Origin of the sequence: Pseudomonas sp. Z3-8, from assembly GCF_051131975.1 — a bacterium.
In the GTDB taxonomy this organism is placed as follows: domain Bacteria; phylum Pseudomonadota; class Gammaproteobacteria; order Pseudomonadales; family Pseudomonadaceae; genus Aquipseudomonas.
Map to the genome: position 1 here is coordinate 1275171 of NZ_CP071643.1, position 21706 is coordinate 1296876.

General features: G+C 60.9%; 20 protein-coding genes. 12 read left to right on the forward strand and 8 right to left on the reverse strand.

Features of this window, described 5'->3' with window-relative positions:
* Position 1 precedes the first annotated feature (1 nt).
* From cmoB to J3P94_RS05990, 7 genes are all read right to left on the reverse strand, one after another.
* Complete coding sequence (gene cmoB / locus J3P94_RS05960) at positions 2-958, reverse strand: tRNA 5-methoxyuridine(34)/uridine 5-oxyacetic acid(34) synthase CmoB (protein WP_434572012.1); 957 nt, start codon at positions 956-958, stop codon at positions 2-4.
* Positions 955-1698, reverse strand: a complete 744-nt coding sequence (gene cmoA, locus J3P94_RS05965; RefSeq protein ID WP_434572013.1) for a carboxy-S-adenosyl-L-methionine synthase CmoA — start codon at positions 1696-1698, stop codon at positions 955-957. Before cmoA ends, cmoB begins: the two co-directional genes overlap by 4 nt.
* Positions 1699-1916: 218 nt before the next feature.
* On the reverse strand, positions 1917-2309 hold the full coding sequence (locus J3P94_RS05970; RefSeq protein WP_434572015.1) for a protease inhibitor I42 family protein: 393 nt from the start codon (positions 2307-2309) through the stop codon (positions 1917-1919).
* A gap of 207 nt (positions 2310-2516) precedes the next feature.
* The gene (gene lon / locus J3P94_RS05975) at positions 2517-4931 is read right to left on the reverse strand and encodes an endopeptidase La (RefSeq protein ID WP_434572016.1); all 2415 of its coding nucleotides are present in this window, start codon (positions 4929-4931) and stop codon (positions 2517-2519) included.
* Positions 4932-5079: 148 nt separating this feature from the next.
* Positions 5080-6393 carry an MFS transporter gene (locus J3P94_RS05980; protein WP_434572018.1) on the reverse strand — a complete coding sequence of 438 codons (1314 nt, stop codon included), beginning with the start codon at positions 6391-6393 and terminating at the stop codon, positions 5080-5082.
* A gap of 306 nt (positions 6394-6699) precedes the next feature.
* Positions 6700-7938 (reverse strand): HlyC/CorC family transporter, encoded by a 1239-nt coding sequence (locus J3P94_RS05985; RefSeq protein ID WP_434572020.1) that lies wholly within the window; start codon positions 7936-7938, stop codon positions 6700-6702.
* 12 nt (positions 7939-7950) lie between these two features.
* Entirely contained in the window at positions 7951-8763 is an 813-nt protein-coding gene (locus tag J3P94_RS05990; RefSeq protein WP_434572022.1) for a cytochrome C assembly family protein, read from the reverse strand.
* Positions 8764-8969: 206 nt separating this feature from the next.
* Here J3P94_RS05990 and ffh point away from each other — a divergent pair, with 206 nt between their 5' ends.
* The 11 genes from ffh to J3P94_RS06045 all read left to right on the forward strand — a co-directional run bounded on the left by ffh (position 8970) and on the right by J3P94_RS06045 (position 19491).
* Positions 8970-10346, forward strand: a complete 1377-nt coding sequence (gene ffh / locus J3P94_RS05995; protein WP_135843856.1) for a signal recognition particle protein — start codon at positions 8970-8972, stop codon at positions 10344-10346.
* 250 nt (positions 10347-10596) lie between these two features.
* Positions 10597-10848, forward strand: a complete 252-nt coding sequence (gene rpsP / locus J3P94_RS06000; protein ID WP_003185073.1) for a 30S ribosomal protein S16 — start codon at positions 10597-10599, stop codon at positions 10846-10848.
* A 5-nt stretch (positions 10849-10853) separates the two neighbouring features.
* Positions 10854-11390 carry a ribosome maturation factor RimM gene (rimM, locus tag J3P94_RS06005; protein ID WP_058544503.1) on the forward strand — a complete coding sequence of 179 codons (537 nt, stop codon included), beginning with the start codon at positions 10854-10856 and terminating at the stop codon, positions 11388-11390.
* Positions 11372-12145: a tRNA (guanosine(37)-N1)-methyltransferase TrmD gene (trmD, locus tag J3P94_RS06010; RefSeq protein WP_434572025.1), complete on the forward strand. Its 774-nt coding sequence runs from the start codon at positions 11372-11374 to the stop codon at positions 12143-12145. The genes rimM and trmD overlap by 19 nt, the downstream gene beginning before the upstream one ends.
* 45 nt (positions 12146-12190) lie before the next feature.
* The gene (gene rplS / locus J3P94_RS06015) at positions 12191-12541 is read left to right on the forward strand and encodes a 50S ribosomal protein L19 (RefSeq protein ID WP_305499028.1); all 351 of its coding nucleotides are present in this window, start codon (positions 12191-12193) and stop codon (positions 12539-12541) included.
* 129 nt (positions 12542-12670) lie between these two features.
* The gene (xerD, locus tag J3P94_RS06020; RefSeq protein ID WP_434572028.1) at positions 12671-13567 is read left to right on the forward strand and encodes a site-specific tyrosine recombinase XerD; all 897 of its coding nucleotides are present in this window, start codon (positions 12671-12673) and stop codon (positions 13565-13567) included.
* Between the two features lie 301 nt (positions 13568-13868).
* Positions 13869-14600, forward strand: coding sequence for a DsbC family protein (locus J3P94_RS06025; protein WP_305499030.1), 732 nt, complete (start codon positions 13869-13871; stop codon positions 14598-14600).
* 131 nt (positions 14601-14731) lie between these two features.
* The gene (locus tag J3P94_RS06030; protein WP_305499031.1) at positions 14732-16036 is read left to right on the forward strand and encodes a homoserine dehydrogenase; all 1305 of its coding nucleotides are present in this window, start codon (positions 14732-14734) and stop codon (positions 16034-16036) included.
* Between the two features lie 102 nt (positions 16037-16138).
* Positions 16139-17548 (forward strand): threonine synthase, encoded by a 1410-nt coding sequence (gene thrC, locus J3P94_RS06035; protein WP_305499032.1) that lies wholly within the window; start codon positions 16139-16141, stop codon positions 17546-17548.
* Between the two features lie 119 nt (positions 17549-17667).
* Positions 17668-19038: a transporter substrate-binding domain-containing protein gene (locus tag J3P94_RS06040; protein WP_434574101.1), complete on the forward strand. Its 1371-nt coding sequence runs from the start codon at positions 17668-17670 to the stop codon at positions 19036-19038.
* A 165-nt stretch (positions 19039-19203) separates the two neighbouring features.
* Entirely contained in the window at positions 19204-19491 is a 288-nt protein-coding gene (locus J3P94_RS06045) for a DUF3509 domain-containing protein (protein ID WP_305499033.1), read from the forward strand.
* Positions 19492-19814: 323 nt separating this feature from the next.
* Here the strand turns inward: J3P94_RS06045 and J3P94_RS06050 are convergent, their stop codons facing one another.
* Positions 19815-21014, reverse strand: a complete 1200-nt coding sequence (locus J3P94_RS06050; protein ID WP_434572030.1) for a CaiB/BaiF CoA transferase family protein — start codon at positions 21012-21014, stop codon at positions 19815-19817.
* Positions 21015-21162: 148 nt separating this feature from the next.
* On the opposite strand from J3P94_RS06050, the gene J3P94_RS06055 reads away from it, so the two are divergent.
* Positions 21163-21705, forward strand: coding sequence for a YaeQ family protein (locus J3P94_RS06055; protein WP_047227511.1), 543 nt, complete (start codon positions 21163-21165; stop codon positions 21703-21705).
* Position 21706 lies beyond the last annotated feature (1 nt).

A 21706-nucleotide genomic window follows, 5' to 3' on the forward strand; every position in this document is an offset into this window, starting at 1 on the left:
GTTACTTACGCGCCACAATCACCGCCCGCATCGGCGCCGGCAGTCCTTCGATGGTTTTACTGTGGTCCGCAGGATCAAGGAAATCACTCAGTGACTGGTACTTCATCCACTCGGTGCTGCGCTGTTCCTCCACGGTCGTCAGGCTGACGTCCACGCAGCGCACATCGCTGAACCCGGCGCGGCGCAGCCAGCGCTCAAGGGCCGGGACCGACGGCAGGAACCAGACGTTGCGCATCTGCGCGTAGCGGTCCTCGGGCACCAGCACCTGGTGTTCGTCGCCTTCGATCACCAGGGTTTCGAGCACCAGCTCACCGCCTTTTACCAGGCAGTCCTTCAAGGCCAACAGGTGCTCGATCGGCGAGCGGCGGTGGTAGAAGACGCCCATGGAGAAGACCGTGTCAAAACCTTCCAGCTCCGGCGGCAGGGCTTCGAATGGGAACGGCAGGTGCCAGGCGTTGGGCTGTGACAGGTAGCGCTGCACCGCCTGGAACTGGCAGAAGAACAGCCAGTTCGGGTCGACGCCAATCACCGTGTCCGCGCCGGCACCGAGCATCCGCCACATGTAGTAGCCGTTGCCGCAGCCGACATCGAGGATGCGCTTGCCCTTGAGGTCCAGGTGCGGGGCGACGCGTGACCATTTCCAGTCCGAGCGCCATTCGGTGTCCACGTGCACGCCAAACAGATCGAACGGGCCCTTGCGCCACGGAGAAAGACCCATCAGCGCGGTACGCATCTGGGCGCGGGTTTCGTCAGAGCAATCTGCGTCCAGCGTCAGCCCGTTCAGCAGATCCACGGTGGTGGGCTGCAAGACCGGCAGCGCATCGAGGGCACTTTGCCAACGCTCCAGGTCGCCGTGGCCCTTTTCCATTTTGATATCGAGCTGCGTTTGCAGTGTCGCGGCCCAGTCGGCCAGGGGCGTACCGGCCAGATGGCGGGCGAGGGGGGACAGATCAATCATGGCAAGGCAATCAACGAGGCGAAGTTAAGACACTGGAACCACGGCACGACTTTCGAAAAGCCGGCCGCCAGCAGGCGCTCGCGGTGTTCTTCGAGGCTGTCGGGCTTCATGACGTTTTCGATGGCGCTGCGTTTCTGGGCAATTTCCAGTTCGCTGTAGCCGTTGGCGCGCTTGAACGCCACGTGCAGGTCGGTCAGCAGGGCATGTTCCTCGGCATCGTTGAAGCGCAGTTTTTCCGAGAGGATCAAGGCGCCGCCGGGCAGCAGGGACTGGCGGATACGGGCCAACAACGCGGTGCGTTGTTCGGGTGCGATGAATTGCAGGGTGAAGTTCAACGCCACCACCGAGGCCGGCTGGAACGCCAGCGCAAGGATGTCGCCTTCGATCACTTCCACCGGCAACAGCTCCTGGAACATCGAGTCCTGGCCGTTGAGGTACTCGCGGCAGCGCTCGACCATGGCCGCCGAGTTATCCACCGCGATCACCCGGCAACCGTCGGTGCGCACATGACGGCGCAGCGCCTGGGTCACCGCGCCCAGGGATGAACCGAGGTCATACAGCGCGCTGTTGGGCTGGGCGAACTGTGCGGCGAGCACGCCGAGGTTCTCGACGATGGTCGGGTAGCCTGGCACCGAGCGCTTGATCATGTCCGGGAACACTCGAACCACGTCTTCATTGAAGGCGAAGTCAGGCACCTGGGCCAGCGGCTGGGCGAATAGGCGATCGGGTTCTTTGCTCACGACGGTTCCGGCGGCAGGGATAGTGAAAAGGCCGGCATTTTAACCAAAAAACCTGTGGGAGCGAGCTTGCTCGCGATGGCGATGGTTCAGCCAGTCGTTCGGTTGGCTGACAGATTGATATCGCGAGCAGGCTCGCTCGCACATTTGATCTCTGTTTAGTGATGTTTTTGGTGGAAAGGTGGCCGCACCCATCAGCACGAGTATCAGCCAACCCACGTTCAATTCACCGAAATGGCGCAGTCGAAGGTTTCCACGGGCGGTACTTCAGGCGCCCAGGGTTGTTGATACGTCAGGCGCAAGCGCCCGGTGCCGGCGTTGAACGCCTGGAAGCGCCAGGTTGACACCCCGGCGGCGCCGACGATGCCGGCGTCTTCCGGGTTGCGATAGACCTCCGGGCCCAACGCCTTCAACACGCCGCCGGCTGAATCCTGAACCGTCCATCGGTAGCCGGTGCTGGGGTTGGTCGGAAGGCTCAGTATCAGGTTCTGGCCGTTATTGAGCTGCACCGGGCATTGGCTAAGCTTCTCGACCGTCACGTTGTGTTTCGGTTGCATGGCACAGGCACTCAACAAGGCGAGGCTGACAGGTACGAGCAGGCGGGTGAGAGACATAAGGGCTCCGGCGTTCACGACGAACGGCGAGCATAACCGAAGATGCTACCGGGTGTGTCAGATGAGGGTGTGTTGATGCTGAAGGCTATTCGCGAGCAGGCTCGCTCCCACAGGGTTCGGTGTGGATCACAAACGCTGTGAACGACACTTATCCAATGTGGGAGCGAGCCTGCTCGCGAAGGCGCCAGCACAGGCGCTACAGGACCCTCAGAACAACACCTTCGCCACATCCGCAAACCGCTTGGCAAAGTGCACCGTGACACCTTCCTTGAGGTAATCCGGCAACTCTTCGAAATTGCCCCGGTTGGCGTCCGGCAGGATCAATTCATTGATCTTCTGCCGACGCGCCGCGATGACTTTTTCGCGCACGCCGCCAATCGGCAGGACATGCCCGGTAAGGGTCAGTTCACCGGTCATGGCCACGCCTTTTTTCGGCGGCTGGTTACGTGCCAGGGACAGCAGGGCGCTGGCCATGGTCACGCCGGCACTCGGGCCGTCCTTGGGCGTGGCGCCTTCCGGTACGTGCAGGTGAACAAAAGCCTCATCGAAAAACTTCGGATCACCGCCGAATTGCTTCAGGTGCGAACTGACGTAGCTGTGGGCAATTTCAGCCGATTCCTTCATGACTTCGCCCAGTTGCCCGGTGAGCTTGAAGCCGCGATTGAGCGTGTGGATACGCGTTGCCTCGATCGGCAGGGTCGCGCCGCCCATGCTGGTCCAGGCCAGTCCGGTGATCACACCCACGCCGGACAGCACCTGCTCATTGCGAAATACCGGTTTACCCAGGGACGCCTCGAGATCCTTCGGCCCGAGTTTGATCACGGCTTTCGGCTCGTCGATCAGCTTCATGACCGCCTTGCGCACCAGTTTGCCCAGCTGTTTTTCCAGCTGACGGACGCCGGCCTCCCGGGCATAACCGTCGATCAGTGCCTTGAGAGCACTGTCGTTGATGCTCAGGCTGCCCTTGGAAACGCCGGCCTTGGCGAGTTGCTTGGGCCATAAGTGGCGCTTGGCGATGGCGACCTTTTCTTCGGTGATATAGCCCGACAGGCGAATCACTTCCATCCGATCCAGCAGCGGCCCGGGAATCGAGTCCAAGGTGTTCGCTGTGCACACAAAGAGCACTTTCGACAGGTCCAGGCGCATGTCCAGGTAGTGGTCGAGGAATTCGACATTCTGTTCCGGGTCGAGGGTTTCCAGCAGCGCGGAAGCCGGGTCGCCCTGGTAGCTCTGGCCCATCTTGTCGATTTCGTCGAGCATGATCACCGGGTTCATCACTTCGACGTCCTTGAGCGCCTGCACCAGCTTGCCCGGCTGGGCGCCGATGTAGGTGCGCCGGTGGCCCTTGATTTCGGCCTCGTCGCGCATGCCGCCGACACTGAAACGATAGAACGGCCGCCCGAGGGATTCGGCAATGGACTTGCCGACGCTGGTCTTGCCCACACCCGGAGGGCCAACCAGCAAGACGATCGAACCGCTGATCTCGCCTTTGTAGGCCCCCACCGCGAGGAATTCCAGGATGCGGTCCTTGATGTCGTCCAGGCCGGCGTGGTGCTGGTCGAGAATCTTGCGGGCGTGCTTGAGGTCAAGCTTGTCCTGGCCATACACGCCCCACGGCACCGATGTTGCCCAATCGAGGTAGTTACGCGTGACAGCGTATTCCGGCGAGCCGGTTTCCAGGATCGAGAGCTTGTTCATTTCCTCTTCGATGCGTTTCTGTGCCTGGGCCGGCAGCACCTTGCCCTCCAGGCGCTGCTCGAATTGTTCCAGGTCGGCGCTGCGATCGTCCTTGGTCAAGCCCAGCTCCTGCTGGATGACCTTGAGTTGCTCCTTTAGAAAGAACTGGCGCTGATGTTCGCCGATCTTGCTGTTGACCTCGGCGGAAATCTCTTTCTGCAGCCGCGCCACTTCGACTTCCTTGCGCAGCATCGGCAGGACTTTTTCCATGCGCTTGAGCATCGGCACGCAATCGAGCACTTCCTGCAATTCGCTGCCGGTGGCGGAGGTGAGCGCGGCGGCAAAGTCGGTCAGCGGCGAAGGGTCGTTGGGGCTGAAGCGGTTGAGGTAGTTCTTCAGCTCTTCGCTGTACAGCGGGTTGAGCGGCAGCAGTTCCTTGATCGCATTGATCAGCGCCATGCCGTAGGCCTTGACCTCGTCGGTCGGCTCGCTTGGCTGATGCGGGTATTCGATTTCCACCAGGTACGGCGGGCGATGGTGCTTGAGCCAGGTGCGAATGCGCACTCGGGTCAGGCCCTGGGCAACGAACTGCAATTTGCCGGCCTCACGGCTGGCGTGGTGGACCTTCACCAGCGTGCCGTACAGCGGCAGTTTCGAGGTGTCGAAGTGGCGCGGGTCTTCCTGGGGCGTGTCCATGAAGAACAACGCCAGGGAATGGTGATCGGACTTGGCCACCAGCTCCAGGGTCTCGGCCCACGGTTCTTCGTTGACGATGACCGGCAGTACCTGGGCCGGGAAGAACGGACGATTGTGGATCGGGATGATGTAGACCTTGTCCGGCAGGCTCTGGCCGGGCAGGGCCAGGCCCGTACCGGAAACGGTGTGTTCGATCTGTTCGGCGTCTGCGTATTCGTCGTTTGCTTCAGTCGAGTGCTGGTCGCTCATGGGGCACCTGCGCAATGGAGTATGGGTCTTAGATGGGGCAGGTGAGGGGTTGTTTCAATGCTGGATAATTGTCAGGGGGTATTTCAATGGTCTGCGTTCAGGCTGGCGACAGGTTGAGGTGGCGAGGGAGTGATCCCTCGCCACCGCTTCAACCGATGCGATTCAAGTCGTTATGGCGGGTTTCCTTCAGACACAGCACCGCGATAACGCTGAGCACCGCCGCTGCGGAAACGTATCCGCCGACGTAGCTCAGGCCGCCCATCGCCACCAGTTTCTGGGCGAAGAACGGTGCCGCCGACGCACCGACGATACCGCCCAGGTTGTAGGCCGCCGACGCGCCGGTGTAGCGCACGTGTGTGGGAAACAGCTCCGGCAGCAACGCGCCCATGGGGGCGAAAGTCACGCCCATCAGGAACAGTTCGATGCACAGGAACAATGCCACGCCAGCGGTAGAACCGTGGGTCAGCAATGGTTCCATGAGGAAACCCGAGGCAATCGCCAGGACGCCGCCGATAACCAGTACCGGCTTGCGCCCGTAGCGGTCGCTGGCCCAGGCCGATAGCGGCGTGGCGGCGGCCATGAACAGCACGGCAAAGCACAGCAGGCCGAGGAAGGTCTCGCGGCTGTAACCGAGGGTGGACACGCCATAGCTCAGGGAAAATACCGTCGAGATGTAGAACAGGGCGTAACACACCACCATCGCGGCCGCGCCGAGCAATGTTGGCGCCCAATACTGGCTGAACAGCTCGACCAAGGGGATTTTCACCCGTTCCTGACGGGCCACCGCGTTGGCGAAGACCGGCGTTTCATGGAGCTTGAGACGCACATAAAGGCCAACGATGACCAGGGCGGCGCTCAGCAGGAACGGAATCCGCCAGCCCCAGGAGCGGAACTGCTCGTCGTCGAGGGTCATGGCCAGGGTCAGGAACAATCCGTTGGCCGCCAGGAAGCCGATGGAGGGGCCCAGTTGGGGAAACATGCCAAACCAGGCGCGCTTGCCTTTCGGGGCGTTCTCGGTGGCGAGCAGCGCCGCGCCGCCCCATTCACCGCCCAGCCCCAGGCCCTGGCCGAAACGCAGCAGGCACAGGAGAATCGGCGCCCACGCGCCAATGCTGGCGTAGCCGGGCAGCACGCCGATGAGGGTGGTGCACACGCCCATCAGCAGCAGCGACGCCACCAGGGTGGACTTGCGCCCGATCCGGTCGCCGAAATGGCCGAACAGCGCCGAGCCCAGCGGCCGGGCGAGGAAGGCGATGCCGAACGTCAGGAAGGACGACAGCATCTGTGCCGTGCCCGAGGTTTGCGGAAAGAATACTGGCCCGATCACCAGGGCGGCAGCGGTCGCGTAGACGTAGAAATCGTAGAACTCGATGGCGGTGCCGATGAAACTCGCGGTTGCCACGCGGGTGGCCGAGTTGGTCGGTTGGTTCGCCACGGCGTCATTGCAAGTGGTGGTGGTCATGCGGTTATCCCTGACAGTCATGTGCTCCGTTGGAGCGAATTATTATGGTCGAACACCCAGGGATGTGGGTTGGGGCGCTGTCGCTGTTTCGGGTAGGAACAGTCGCAGGGTTACAGCGGATATTGCCGGTGGGCTGCCCGGAACGGTCTGAGTGCCGGGTAAGCACTGGGTTCGGGCGGGGCTGGGTAAGCGGGTTGAGTATAGGAAGGGGGCTAACGAATCGACAAGAGAGCCTGCGCACAATATTGAAGCGTGTGCTGAGCTTTTGCGGCGAAGGAGCTTGCTCCCTCGCCACGGGTACGGCGGTTAGATAACCACCGGCACCGAGCTGTTATGCCACACCAGCACCTGGCTGACGCGGTTGTCGACGGTCTCGATGATCTCCAGCCGGTAGCGGCCGATTTTCAGGCAGACCGGACTTTCGGGGATGGTTTCCAGCGCTTCGGTGACCAGGCCGTTGAGCGTCTTGGGGCCATCGCAAGGCAAGTGCCAGCCGAGGGTCTTGTTCAACTCGCGGATCGACGCCGCGCCCTCGATCATCAGGCGGCCATCGGGCTGGGGATGGACATGAGGATTGTCGAGGCTGTGCTCGCTTTCGAACTCGCCGACGATTTCCTCGAGGATGTCTTCCAGGGTCACGATGCCCAGCACTTCGCCGTATTCATCCACCACCATGCCCAGGCGTCGCTGCTGCTTGTGGAAGTTGAGCAACTGCAGCTGCAGCGGCGTGCTCTCAGGGACGAAGTAAGGCTCGTGGCAGGCGGCCAGCAGCGCTTCCTTGGTCAGGCTCGCGTCCGCCAGCAGGTGGCGGATCTGGCGAGTGTTGAGCACCGCTTCGACCTGGTTGATATCGCTGTGGAACACCGGCAGGCGGGTCCGACGGTTCAGGCGCAGCTGTTCGATGATTTCGCCGATAGGGTCGTCGAGGTTGATCCCGTCCACCTCGCTGCGGGGCACGAGGATGTCGTTGACGGTGATGTTGTCCAGCGCGTGGATGCCGGATACCGGATGGACCCGGCCGCTGTGTTCCTGTTCATGCTCAGCGCGTGGCGGTGCGGGCATCTCATCGTCGCTGTGCTGGACAGCGCCGGTCTTGCGGGCAAACGGGCGCAGCAGCAACTGACTGAAACCGTTGAGCAGCCAGGCGGCCGGATAGACAATTTTCAGCGGCAGGGCAAGCAAGCTGTTGCCCAGGCCCAGCACCGCGTCGGGGTAGCGGGTCGCCAGGGTGCGAGGCAGGTAATCGGCAAAAACCAGCAAGGCCGCGCTGGTGCCGAGCCAGGCCAGCCACGGGCCGTTTTCCAGCCAGGCAAAAATCGCCAGCCAGGTGCCGATTACCACGGCCAGCGCACGACAGAGGGTGTTGCCCAGGATCAGGCTGGCGATAGGGAAGTTCAGCTTCGCCAGTGGCTTGTCGCCAGAACGCGACGCTTTGCGTTGCGCGAGCAGATACTGTTGGGCCGCTTCGATGGCCGTGAACAGCGCCGACCAGAGGATCAGCACGACCATTACCGCAAACAATGGCCCCAAGGGCAGCCTATCCATCAGTGTCGTCCGTCAGACATGCAGGATGTATTCGCGGACCAGCTTGCTGCCGAAGTAGGCGAGCATCAGCAGGCAGAATCCGGCCAGGGTCCAGCGAATTGCCTTGTGGCCCCGCCAGCCGAGACGATTACGCCCCCACAGCAGCACGCTGAACACGATCCACGCCAGGCACGCCAACAATGTCTTGTGCACCAGGTGTTGTGCGAACAGGTTTTCGACGAACAGCCAGCCGGAAATCAGCGACAGCGACAGCAGCGTCCAGCCGGCCCAGAGGAAACCGAACAGCAGGCTTTCCATGGTTTGCAGCGGCGGAAAGTTGCGGATCAGCCCGGACGGGTGCTTGTGCTTGAGCTGATGGTCCTGCACCAGCAGCAGCAGTGCCTGGAATACCGCGATAGTGAACAGGCCGTAGGCGAGGATCGACAACAGGATATGGGCGAGAATGCCTGGCTCTTCGTCGATGATCTGCACGGTGCCCGACGGCGCGAACTGCGCCAGCAGCACCGTGGCCAGTCCCAGCGGGAACAGCAGCACCAGCAGGTTTTCCACGGGGATGCGCGAGCAGGCCAGCAGCGTCAGGGCAATCACGGCCAGGGCAATCAGGCTGGCGGCATTGAAGAAGTCCAGGCCCAGGCCGATCGGCGTCATCAGGTGGGTGACAAGACTGGCCGCGTGGACAAGCACCGCCAGCACGCCGAGCGTGACCAGCAGGCGCTTGTTCGCCTTGGCGCCGGAGGCCAGGCGGGTGCCCTGATAGAAGGTCGCAGCGGCATAAAGACAAGCGGCGGCGAGGGAAGCAAGCAAGCTGGGTGACAAGGGGAGCATAAATCCTGTTAGGCAAGCCCGAAAGGCGCTGAGTTTGGCATAGAACCCCCACCGCACGAAAGACCACCGCAACCGACGGCGAGGTGTACGTCGCACGCTTCTTCGCTATAATCCGCGACCTGCCCACGCCGCAGGCTCGCCGAGCACATATTTCACGGTCTGGGCCGCCATTATCCCGGTCTTATCTGGGCCTGAAAGGATCGCGCATGTTTGAAAACCTAACCGACCGTCTCTCGCAGACGCTGCGCCATGTCACCGGCAAGGCGAAACTGACCGAAGACAACATCAAAGACACCCTGCGCGAAGTGCGCATGGCGTTGCTCGAAGCCGACGTCGCCCTGCCGGTGGTCAAGGACTTCGTCAATTCGGTGAAGGAACGCGCTGTCGGCACCGAAGTGTCGCGCAGCCTGACGCCGGGCCAGGCCTTCGTGAAGATTGTCCAGGCCGAACTCGAAAGCCTGATGGGCGCCGCCAACGAAGACCTGAACCTGAGCGCCGTGCCTCCGGCGGTCGTGCTGATGGCCGGCCTGCAGGGCGCGGGCAAGACCACCACTGCCGGCAAGCTGGCGCGCTTCCTTAAAGAGCGCAAGAAGAAGTCGGTGATGGTGGTGTCCGCGGACATCTATCGTCCGGCGGCGATCAAGCAGCTGGAAACCCTGGCCAACGACATCGGCGTGACGTTCTTTCCGTCCGACCTGAGCCAGAAGCCGGTGGACATCGCCCAGGCTGCTATAAAGGAAGCGAAGCTCAAGTTCATCGACGTGGTTATCGTCGACACCGCCGGTCGCCTGCACATCGATGAAGAGATGATGGGCGAGATCAAGGCACTGCACGCCGCGATCAACCCGGTGGAAACCCTGTTCGTGGTCGACGCCATGACCGGCCAGGACGCGGCCAACACGGCCAAGGCCTTCGGCGACGCGTTGCCGCTGACCGGCGTGATCCTGACCAAGGTCGACGGCGACGCCCGTGGCGGTGCCGCGCTGTCCGTCCGCGCGATTACCGGCAAGCCGATCAAGTTTATCGGTATGGGCGAGAAGAGCGAGGCGCTCGAGCCGTTCCACCCCGAGCGTATCGCCTCGCGTATCCTCGGCATGGGCGACGTGCTCAGCCTGATCGAGCAGGCCGAACAGACCCTCGACAAGGACAAGGCCGACAAACTGGCCAAGAAGCTGAAGAAGGGCAAGGGCTTCGACCTCGAAGACTTCCGCGACCAGTTGCAACAGATGAAGAACATGGGCGGCCTCGGCGGCCTCATGGACAAACTGCCGAACATTGGTGGCGTGAACCTGGCGCAAATGGGCAATGCACAGGGCGCGGCCGAGAAGCAGTTCAAGCAGATGGAAGCCATCATCAACTCCATGACCCCGGCCGAGCGCCGCGACCCTGACCTGATCAGCGGTTCGCGCAAACGCCGTATCGCCATGGGTTCCGGCACGCAGGTGCAGGACATCGGCCGCTTGATCAAGCAACACAAACAGATGCAGAAGATGATGAAGAAGTTCTCCGCCAAGGGCGGGATGGCCAAGATGATGCGCGGCATGGGCGGTATGTTGCCCGGCGGCGGTATGCCGAAAATGTAAAGAATCTGCGCCGGCTGTCATGTCGGCGTTGCCCCGCACGGATGCGGGGATCTCCAGCAAACCCGTGCTATGCGGGAGCTACCTGCCGTTTTTCATGACGGCTCTACGGCAAATCTTGATCGCACGGCGCCATGCGCCGGAAAAAGTCATTTGCAAAAGTCCGGATATTCCTTAGAATATGCGGCCTTTCGGGCACCTATGCCCGCTGTGCATTTAGATTTGCAGCACCGACTACAGGAACGATGTTCACATGCTAACAATCCGTCTTGCCCTTGGCGGCTCCAAAAAGCGCCCGTTTTACCACCTGACCGTAACCGACAGCCGCAATCCGCGTGACGGTTCCCACAAGGAACAGGTTGGTTTCTTCAACCCTGTTGCCCGTGGTCAGGAAATCCGTTTGTCCGTGAACCAAGAGCGCGTAGCCTACTGGCTGAGCGTTGGTGCACAGCCTTCTGAGCGTGTTGCTCAGTTGTTGAAGGAATCGGCTAAGGCTGCGGCCTGAGCAATATGAACGCGACGCCAAAAGATGCTGATGATCTGATCGTTGTCGGCAAGATTTATTCTGTTCATGGCGTTCGCGGCGAAGTGAAGGTTTACTCCTTTACTGATCCGATCAAAAACCTGTTGGACTACAAAACCTGGACGCTCAAGCGCGAAGGTAGCGTGAAACAGGTTGAGCTGGTCAGCGGACGTGGGAACGACAAGTTCCTGGTCGCAAAGCTCAAGGGTCTCGATGATCGTGAAGAAGCGCGTCTTCTGGCCGGTTATGAGATCTGCGTGCCGCGCAACCTGTTCCCTGAACTGACCGACGGCGAGTACTACTGGTACCAGCTTGTAGGTCTGAAGGTCATCGACCACCTCGGGCAACTGCTCGGGAAGATCGATCACCTGCTCGAGACCGGTTCGAACGATGTCATGGTGGTAAAGCCTTGCGTCGGTAGCCTGGATGATCGCGAACGCCTGTTGCCCTATACCGAGCAATGCGTGTTGGCCGTTGACCTGGCAGCAGGCGAGATGAAGGTGGAATGGGATGCGGATTTCTAGACGTGGCTAATTTGCGCGTTGAAGTCATCACGTTGTTTCCCGAGATGTTTTCCGCCATCAGCGAGTACGGCATAACCAGCCGCGCGGTGAAACAGGAGCTGTTGCAGCTCACTTGTTGGAATCCGCGGGACTACACCACGGATCGACATCACACTGTGGACGATCGCCCGTTTGGCGGTGGTCCGGGCATGGTGATGAAGATCAAGCCCCTGGAAGATGCGCTGGTTCAGGCCAGGACGGCAGCCGGGGAGGGTGCGAAGGTGATCTACCTGTCGCCCCAAGGCCGTCAGCTGACTCAGTCGGCGGTACGCGAGCTGGCGAAATCGGATGCATTGATCCTGATTGCCGGCCGTTACGAAGGCATTGACGAGCGTTTCATTGAAGCTCATGTCGATGAAGAGTGGTCGATTGGCGACTATGTACTGTCTGGCGGCGAGCTGCCGGCGATGGTCCTGATCGATGCGGTTACACGACTGCTGCCTGGAGCTTTAGGGCATGCGGATTCCGCCGAGGAAGATTCCTTTACGGATGGTCTGCTGGATTGCCCGCATTACACCCGACCGGAGGTGTATGCGGATCAGCGTGTTCCCGACGTGTTGCTAAGTGGCAACCACGCGCACATCCGGCGTTGGCGTTTACAGCAGTCCCTTGGTCGGACCTATGAACGACGCGCCGATCTTCTGGAAAGCCGCTCGCTTTCTGGAGAAGAGAAGAAGCTGCTCGAGGAATACATCCGCGAGCGGGACGATAGTTAACAACGTATCGATGGTAAGTCCGATGACTTGCCTTAGGAGCACAGCATGACTAACAAAATCATCCTTGCACTCGAAGCAGAGCAGATGACCAAAGAAATCCCTCCCTTTGCCCCGGGCGACACCATTGTCGTTCAGGTGAAAGTGAAGGAAGGCGACCGTGCACGTCTGCAAGCGTTCGAAGGCGTTGTTATCGCCAAGCGTAACCGCGGCGTAAACAGTGCATTCACCGTTCGTAAAATCTCCAACGGTGTTGGCGTAGAGCGTACTTTCCAGACCTACAGCCCGCAGATCGACAGCATGGCTGTGAAGCGTCGCGGTGACGTGCGTAAAGCCAAGCTGTACTACCTGCGTGACCTGTCCGGTAAAGCAGCTCGCATCAAGGAAAAACTGGCTTAAGTCCAGCTTCCGATGCAAAAAAAGCAGCCTGCGGGCTGCTTTTTTGTTGCCTGCGATTTGGTCTTTGCGCACCCTGCATGGCTTCATTCCCGTTGAATCCGTGTACGCCCGTATCCTTCAAGAGTCTTTATGCCTGCCATCGATCACCCGCTGATAGACCAGTTTCTCGATGCCCTGTGGCTGGAGAAGGGGTTGTCCGATAACACCCGCGATGCTTATCGCAGCGACCTCGCCCTATTCAACGGCTGGCTCCAGGAAAACAACCTGGAGCTGGCCAATGCCGGGCGGGAGCTGATCCTCGATCACTTGGCGTGGCGCCTGGAGCAGAACTACAAGCCACGCTCTACTGCCCGGTTTCTCTCTGGCTTGCGTGGGTTCTATCGTTATTTGTTGCGGGAAAAGCTGATCGCGGTGGACCCGACCTTGCGCGTGGAAATGCCGCAACTGGGGCGTCCGCTGCCCAAATCCTTGTCGGAAGCGGACGTCGAGGCGCTGCTGGCGGCACCGGACCTCAGCGACCCCATCGGTCAGCGCGACCGGGCCATGCTGGAAGTGTTGTATGCCTGTGGCTTGCGCGTCACCGAGCTGATCAGCCTGACGCTGGAGCAAGTGAACCTGCGCCAGGGCGTGTTGCGGGTGATGGGCAAGGGCAGCAAGGAGCGCCTGGTGCCGATGGGCGAAGAAGCGATCGTCTGGGTCGAGCGCTACATGCGCGACGCCCGTCATGACCTGCTAGGCGGACGCCCCAGCGACGTGCTGTTTCCCAGCCTGCGCGGCGAGCAGATGACCCGCCAGACCTTCTGGCACCGCATCAAGCACCAGGCCAAGGTGGCCGGGATCAACAAATCGCTCTCGCCCCACACGCTGCGCCATGCCTTCGCCACGCACCTGCTCAATCACGGCGCCGACCTGCGGGTGGTGCAGATGCTGCTGGGGCATAGCGACCTGTCCACCACCCAGATCTATACCCATGTGGCCCGGGCGCGGTTGCAGGAGTTGCATGCCAGGCACCATCCGCGCGGCTGATTGAACACCCGCTTTTGTGGCGAGGGAGCTTGCTCCCGCTGGGCGCGAAGCGCCCCAACGCAGCAGCCGCGATCTTCCCTGAGAGCGGAGTGACTCCATTTGCGACTGCTGCGCAGCCGAGCGGGAGCAAGCTCCCTCGCCACAGGGGACCTGGCACACCGACATCGTGTGTTGTCTTGCGACAGGTGAATTCGGCCATACGGGCCTTATGTGGTAGGCTTTCCCGGTTTGCACAGTGGGCGGCTGGAACCCGAATCTCTGCCTCGGTGTCCCCGCCTATTTGTTTGCCTCAGGAGTCCTCATGCGTTTGATCCAGATGTTCACCGCCGCCGCCATTGCGTTGGCCAGTACCTTTGCCATCGCCGATGACGCGGCCGACCAGGCGATCCGCAAAAGCCTCGCCAACCTCGAGCTTGAAGTGCCGATCGAGGCCATCTCCGCCAGCCCGATGTCCGGCCTGTATGAGGTCAAGCTGCAGGGCAGCCGTGTGCTGTATGCCAGCGCCGACGGTCAGTACATCGTCCAGGGCAACCTGTTCGCGCTCAAGGACGGCAAGCCGGTGAATCTCACCGAGATCACCGAGCGCCAAGGCATCTCCAAATTGATCAACGGTATCCCGGTCGCCGAAACCGTGGTCTACCCGGCGGTCGGCGAAACCAAGTCGCACATTACCGTGTTCACCGACACCACCTGCCCGTACTGCCACAAACTGCACGCCGAAGTGCCAGAGCTGAACAAGCGCGGCATTGAGGTGCGCTATGTGGCCTTCCCGCGTCAGGGCCTCGGCTCGCCGGGTGATGAGCAATTGCAGGCAGTCTGGTGCTCCAAGGACAAGAAAGCGGCCATGGACAAAATGGTCGACGGCAAGGAAATCAAAGCCGCCAAGTGCGAGAACCCGGTCTCCAAGCAATTCGCCCTCGGCCAGTCCATTGGTGTGAACGGCACGCCGGCCATCGTTTTGGCCGATGGCCAGGTGATTCCGGGCTACCAGCCGGCGCCGCAAGTCGCCAAACTGGCCCTTGGGGCGAAATGATCGTGGCCAATGGGCTGCAGAAGATCACGGCCTGGCGAAAACCTTCGCCGGACCGTTAAACACAAAGTCGCGTTGCTGCGCGGCTGTATTCACGGCCGACCTTGTGTCGGCCGTTTCATGGGGAGTCAAGAGTGAATCCGGTCAAAGTAGGCATCTGTGGGTTAGGTACCGTCGGTGGCGGCACCTTCAACGTACTTCAGCGCAACGCCGAGGAAATTGCTCGTCGTGCCGGGCGTGGAATCGAAGTGGCACAAATTGCCATGCGCACGCCAAAGCCTCAGTTCCAGACGACCGGTATTGCGATTACCAACGATGTCTTCGAAGTGGCCACGAACCCTGAGATCGACATCGTGATAGAGCTGATGGGCGGCTATACCGTTGCCCGCGAGCTGGTACTCAAGGCCATCGAGAATGGCAAGCATGTGGTCACCGCGAACAAGGCGCTTATCGCCGTTCACGGCAATGAAATTTTCGCCAAGGCCCGCGAGAAGGGTGTGATCGTGGCCTTCGAGGCCGCCGTAGCCGGTGGTATCCCGGTGATCAAGGCGATTCGCGAAGGGCTGTCGGCCAACCGGATCAACTGGGTGGCCGGGATCATCAACGGCACCGGCAACTTCATCCTCACCGAGATGCGCGAGAAGGGCCGCACTTTTGAAGACGTGCTGGCCGAAGCCCAGGCGCTGGGCTACGCCGAGGCGGACCCGACGTTCGACGTCGAAGGCATCGATGCGGCGCACAAGCTGACGATCCTGGCGTCGATCGCCTTCGGTATTCCGCTGCAGTTCGACAAGGCCTACACCGAAGGCATCACCAAGCTGACCACCGCCGACGTGAACTACGCCGAGGCCCTGGGCTATCGCATCAAGCACCTGGGCGTGGCGCGCAGCACCGCCAGCGGCATCGAGTTGCGTGTGCATCCGACGCTGATCCCGGCCGATCGCCTGATCGCCAACGTCAACGGCGTGATGAACGCGGTAATGGTCAACGGTGACGCCGCGGGCTCGACCTTGTTCTACGGCGCCGGCGCCGGCATGGAGCCGACCGCTTCTTCGGTGGTGGCCGACCTGGTGGACGTGGTTCGCGCCATGACATCCGACCCGGAAAATCGCGTGCCGCACCTGGCGTTCCAGCCGGACTCGCTGTCGGACCATCCGATTCTTCCGATCGAAGCGTGCGAAAGTGCCTACTACCTGCGTATCCAGGCGAAGGACCATCCAGGGGTGTTGGCCCAGGTTGCCAGCATTCTTTCGGAACGCGGCATCAACATCGAGTCGATCATGCAGAAGGAAGTCGAGGAACACGACGGCCTGGTGCCGATGATCCTGCTGACCCACCGCGTGGTCGAGCAACGCATCAACGATGCGATCGCAGCGTTGGAGGCGCTTCAGGGAGTCGTTGGCCCGGTGGTCCGTATCCGCGTCGAGCATTTGAACTAAGCAGCTACAAGCTTCAAGCTACAAGCTGCAAGTAAAAGCAGATCCGCTTTTACTTGCAGCTTGTAGCTTACAGCTCGCAGCTCAAACCGAAGGTTTGCCCCTATGCGCTATATCAGTACCCGCGGCCAGGCACCGGCCCTGAATTTCGAAGATGTCCTGCTGGCCGGCCTGGCCACGGACGGCGGCCTCTATGTGCCGGAGAACCTGCCGCGCTTCACCCAGGAAGAAATCGCTTCCTGGGCCGGCCTGCCGTATCACGAGCTGGCCTTCCGAGTGATGCGCCCGTTCGTCACCGGCAGCATTCCGGACGCTGATTTCAAGAAGATTCTGGAAGAGACATACGGCGTCTTTTCCCACAACGCTATCGCGCCGTTGCGTCAGCTCAACGGTAACGAATGGGTGATGGAGCTGTTCCACGGCCCGACCCTGGCCTTCAAGGATTTCGCCCTGCAGTTGCTCGGCCGCCTGCTGGACTATGTGCTGCAAAAGCGTGGCGAGCGGGTGGTGATTGTCGGTGCCACTTCCGGCGACACCGGTTCGGCCGCCATCGAAGGCTGCAAGCATTGCGAGAACGTTGATATTTTCATCCTGCACCCGCACAACCGCGTCTCGGAAGTGCAGCGTCGGCAGATGACGACGATTTTCGGCGATAACATCCATAACATCGCCATCGAAGGCAACTTCGATGACTGCCAGGAAATGGTCAAGGCCAGCTTCGCCGACCAGAGCTTCCTCAAGGGCACCCGGCTGGTGGCGGTGAACTCGATCAACTGGGCGCGGATCATGGCCCAGATCGTCTATTACTTCCACGCGGCCCTGCAGTTGGGCGGCCCGGCCCGTTCGGTGGCGTTCTCGGTACCCACCGGCAATTTCGGCGATATCTTCGCCGGTTACCTGGCACGCAACATGGGGCTGCCGATCAACCAGTTGATCGTCGCCACCAATCGCAACGACATCCTGCACCGCTTCATGAGCGGTAACCAGTACGTAAAGGAAACCCTGCACGCGACGTTGTCGCCGTCGATGGACATCATGGTGTCGTCGAACTTCGAGCGTTTGCTGTTCGACCTGCACGGTCGTAATGGCGCGGCGATTGCGGGCCTGATGGACAGCTTCCGTCAGGGCGGTGGTTTCAGCGTCGAGGCCGAGCGCTGGACCGAAGCCCGCAAGCTGTTCGACTCCCTGGCGGTGGATGACGCGCAGACCTGCGAAACCATCGCCGAGGTGTTCGAGCAGAGCGGTGAGTTGCTCGATCCGCACACCGCCATCGGGGTGCGAGCGGCGCGCGAATGCCGCCGCAGCCTGGATATCCCGATGGTCATCCTGGGCACCGCTCACCCGGTGAAGTTTCCGGAAGCAGTGGAGAAGGCTGGCGTAGGAAAAGCGCTTGAGCTGCCTGCACATCTTTCTGATTTGTTTGAGCGAGATGAGCGTTGCACCGTATTGCCTAATGATCTGAAGGCCGTGCAGGCCTTTGTCAGCCAGCATGGCAACCGCGGCAAACCGCTCTGATCGCTGGAAGCTGTCACATCTTGAAGCCCGTCTCCTGACGGGCTTCTTTGTTTCTGCATGCCAAACTCTCCGGGTTTCGCCCAAGGAAGAACGGGTGAGTTATCTCGAAGGAAGTGCAGATGCTGTTCGTAAACCGATGCAAACCGGCGTTGAGCTGGATCATGGGCCTGGCCCTGATGTACTGGAGCCAATGGGGCGGCGCTGACCCGTCGACGACTCCCGGACAGTCACCGCTCGAAGCGGGCGAGAGACTGGTGCTCGACGCCCGTGAGCTGGACTGGATCAGGCAGAACCCGCGTGTCGTTGTGGCGTCGATGCAAATCCCGCTGTACCTGTTCAAGAATGCACAGGGAGAATGGAGCGGCCTGAACGCTGACATGCTCCATGCCATTGAGCAAATGACCGGACTTGAATTCATCCATCGGGAGTCGTTCTCTGCCGATCAATTGATCGAGATGCTGGAAAACGGCGAAGCCGACATGTCTAGTGTCCTGGCGATGAATGACGAGCGCCGGGCTGTGCTGAATTTCAGCCATGCGTTCGGCGGTTTCGACTGGGTATTCGTTGGCCGTGAGGGGGAGCCCGCGCTTCGTTCGCTGGATCAGTTGGCGGGCAAGGTGCTGGCGTTGCCGGCACGGCATGCCCTCGAAGCGCAAATCCGCCGCGAGCATCCGACCATAGCGCTGCGCACGGTGATGACCCGTGCCGAGGCAAGGGCGTTAGTGGAAAATCGCGAAGCCCATGCCACCATCGAAAGCGAAACCGCCGTGCACCTCTATCCTTCAGGGCAGCTGCAGGTAGGAGGCAGTCTCGAAGGCATGTGGGAACCAGACTATCTCACTGTACGGCAGGATTCTCACATATTGCTGGAGATCCTCAACAAGGCGCTGGAAGCGTTTCCCGCCGAAGACATGCGCGCGCTACGTTTCAAGTGGTTCGCCGAGAAAACACCTGATCAAGAACCGTCGTTCTGGTCGCGCATCCCCCTGCAAGGTTATTGGTGTGTGATCGCGGCAGGGGTGTTCGGCCTGTTGTCGCTGCTCTGGAACCGCCGCTTGCAGGGCCAGATCGGACAGCGCCTCAAGGCCGAGACCGTGCTCAACGACCAATTGACGTTCCAGCGCGCCTTGATGGATGCCATTCCCGATCCGATCTTCATCCGAGATCTCGAAGGGCGGCTGATCATGTGCAACAAAAGTTATGAGGAGCGGTTCGCGACTCGCTTCGAGAAGCTGCGAGGCACGTGTCTGACGGAGTCTGCGGCAATGCCGGCGGCGACCGCCGAACTGTTGCACGGGGAGCTGATGGAGCAGCTGCGAACCCGTCAGCCTCGGTTTGTCGACCGCCAGCTGATGTTGCGCAATGGATTGCAGGACATCTATCACTGGTCGGTGCCCTTTTATGCCGCCGATGGCCGGTTGCGCGGTGTCCTGGGCGGTTGGATCGAGGTTGGACGCCGGAGGGATCGTTCCAAGCGGCTGCCGGCTTGATCGATTGCATCCGCTGAGGCTGATATCCAGCTGTCATATTGAACGCGCATGCTCGGTTGAACAGGTCGCCGTCGTGCCGGTTCGTTGCGCTGGCGAACTTTCTGCCGGGCCGCGGGGTCACTTAATGTGCAGTTGTTTTTTTTCGGACTATTGAAGGGTGATCGAATGGAAAGTATCAGCCTGTTGCTCAATGAAGCCTTGAGCCCGTATCAGGTCACGCTCACGCCCTCCGGTACCAAAGGCGAATGCCTGGTAACGCTGAAGAATTCCTCGGGGGCCATCATGGTCGAACGGCTGTTCAACCAGGCCCAGCTGACCGACAAGCGCCAATTGACCGACGTGGTCGACGGCCTGCATCGCGATGTGCTGATTGCCGAGGGGCGGCTGGAGCCGTGTGTCATCGCGGCGTTACGTAACGTGGCGCGCGACAAGGTCATGCTTGCTGCCAATTGAGTGACATTCCGCGGGAACCTTCCTACGTTCTAGCGAGTCAGACTTTTTACCAACAAGAGCAAGCATTGTGCTCCGGTGCCTGTAGCTTGTTGTACGGACCTTTAAGGGTCACGTTTAACCCCGAGTTGTCTCCCCACTTCTCGGGGTTTCTTTTTGCCTGGTATTTATGGCCACGGTGCTCTGCGTCAGGCAAAACAGAACCCTTGTGGGAGCGAGCCTGCTCGCGAAAGCGGTTTGTCAGTCAATAGCAGGTTGACTGGTCCGATGCCTTCGCGAGCAGGCTCGCTCCCACCGTGGATCTTCAGCTATCCGAAGAATTTGCCTCAGACGGCGCCGTCGGTGCGCAGCTTGGCGACCTGCTGCGCATCGTAGCCAAGCTCACCGAGCACCTCTGCCGTGTGCTCGCCCAATGCTGGCCCGACCCATTCGGCTGTTCCCGGTGTGTCGGAAAGCTTCGGTACGATCCCAGGCATCTTGAACGCCTTGCCATCCGGTAGTCTGGCTTGCAGGAACATCTCGCGGGCGAGAAATTGCGGGTCGCTGAACATGTCCTCGGCACTGAAGATCCGGCTCGCCGGCACGCCGGCCTGGTTCAATTGGTCGATGACGGCATCCAACGGCAGCGAGTTGACCCAGCGATCAATGACCCCATACAACTCGTCGCGGCGTTCGTCACGGCCATCATTGCTGGCCAGCTGGGGGTCGTTCGCCAGGTCGTCCCGGCCAATGACCTGCATGAAACGCTTGAAGATGGCGTCACCGTTGGCGCCGATCTGTACATGCTTGCCGTCGGCGCTGGTGTGGATGGACGACGGCGTGATACCAGGCATGATGTTGCCGGTGCGTTCGCGGATGAAACCGAACACGTCGAACTCCGGCACCATGCTTTCCATCATGGCGAAAATCGCTTCGTATAGCGCCACGTCCACCACCTGGCCGGTCCCGCCGTTGACCTCCCGGTGACGCAAGGCCATCAGCGCGCCGATCACCCCCCAGAGCGCGGCGATCGAGTCGCCGACGGAGATGCCGGTGCGCACCGGTGGGCGATCCTCGAAGCCGGTGATGTAGCGCAGGCCGCCCATCGACTCACCGACGGCGCCGAACCCGGGCTGATCCTTCATCGGCCCGGTCTGGCCGAAGCCTGATAGCCGGACCATGACCAGCTTCGGATTCAGTGCGTGCAACACGTCCCAGCCCAGGCCGAGCTTTTCCAGCACGCCGGGACGAAAGTTCTCGATCAGGATGTCGGCTTCGCCAAGCAGTTTTTTCAGGATCGCCAGGCCTTCGGGGTGCTTGAGGTTCAGCGTCACGGACTTTTTGTTGCGTGCCTGGACGAACCACCACAACGACGTACCCTCATACAATTTGCGCCACTTGCGCAGCGGATCGCCGCCGTCCGGCGATTCGACCTTGATGACCTCGGCACCGAATTCACCGCAGATACGCGAGGCAAAAGGGCCGGCGATCAGCGTGCCGAGTTCGATGACCTTGACGCCGGCAAGAGGTTTGGCAGTAAGCGACATGACGGATCCTGTAGGGACAAAGGCAGAACGAATAGAGCGTTTTATCATAGGCCGACCACCGCCGCCGCAGGTTGATGGTCGGCAATTCGTGGATTAGCCGTCGCATCGGTTAGACTTGCCGCCTTTCCTCGTATCAAGAAGCCCGTTCATGGCCCAGCCGTCCACGACCTACAAGTTTGAACTGAACCTCACTGACCTCGACCGCAGCGTGTACGAGAATGTGAAGCAGACCATTGCCCGCCATCCTTCGGAAACCGAAGAGCGCATGACCGTGCGCCTCTTGGCCTACGCGTTCTGGTACAACGAGCTGCTGGCGTTTGGTCGTGGGCTGTCGGATGTCGACGAACCCGCGCTGTGGGAAAAAAGTCTGGACGACCGTGTGCTGCACTGGATCGAAGTCGGCCAGCCGGATGCCGATCGCCTGACCTGGTGCTCGCGCCGCACCGAGCGCACCAGCCTGCTGGCCTACGGCAGCCTGCGGGTGTGGGAGGGCAAGGTGATCCCCGCGGTGAAGAACCTGAAGAACGTCAACATCGCCGCCGTCCCCCAGGAAGTGCTCGAAACCCTGGCCAAGGACATGCCACGGGTGATCAAGTGGGACGTGATGATCAGCGAAGGGACGATTTTCGTGACCGACGACCGTGGCCAGCATGAGGTTCAGTTGCAATGGCTGCTGGGCGAGCGTGGTTGAG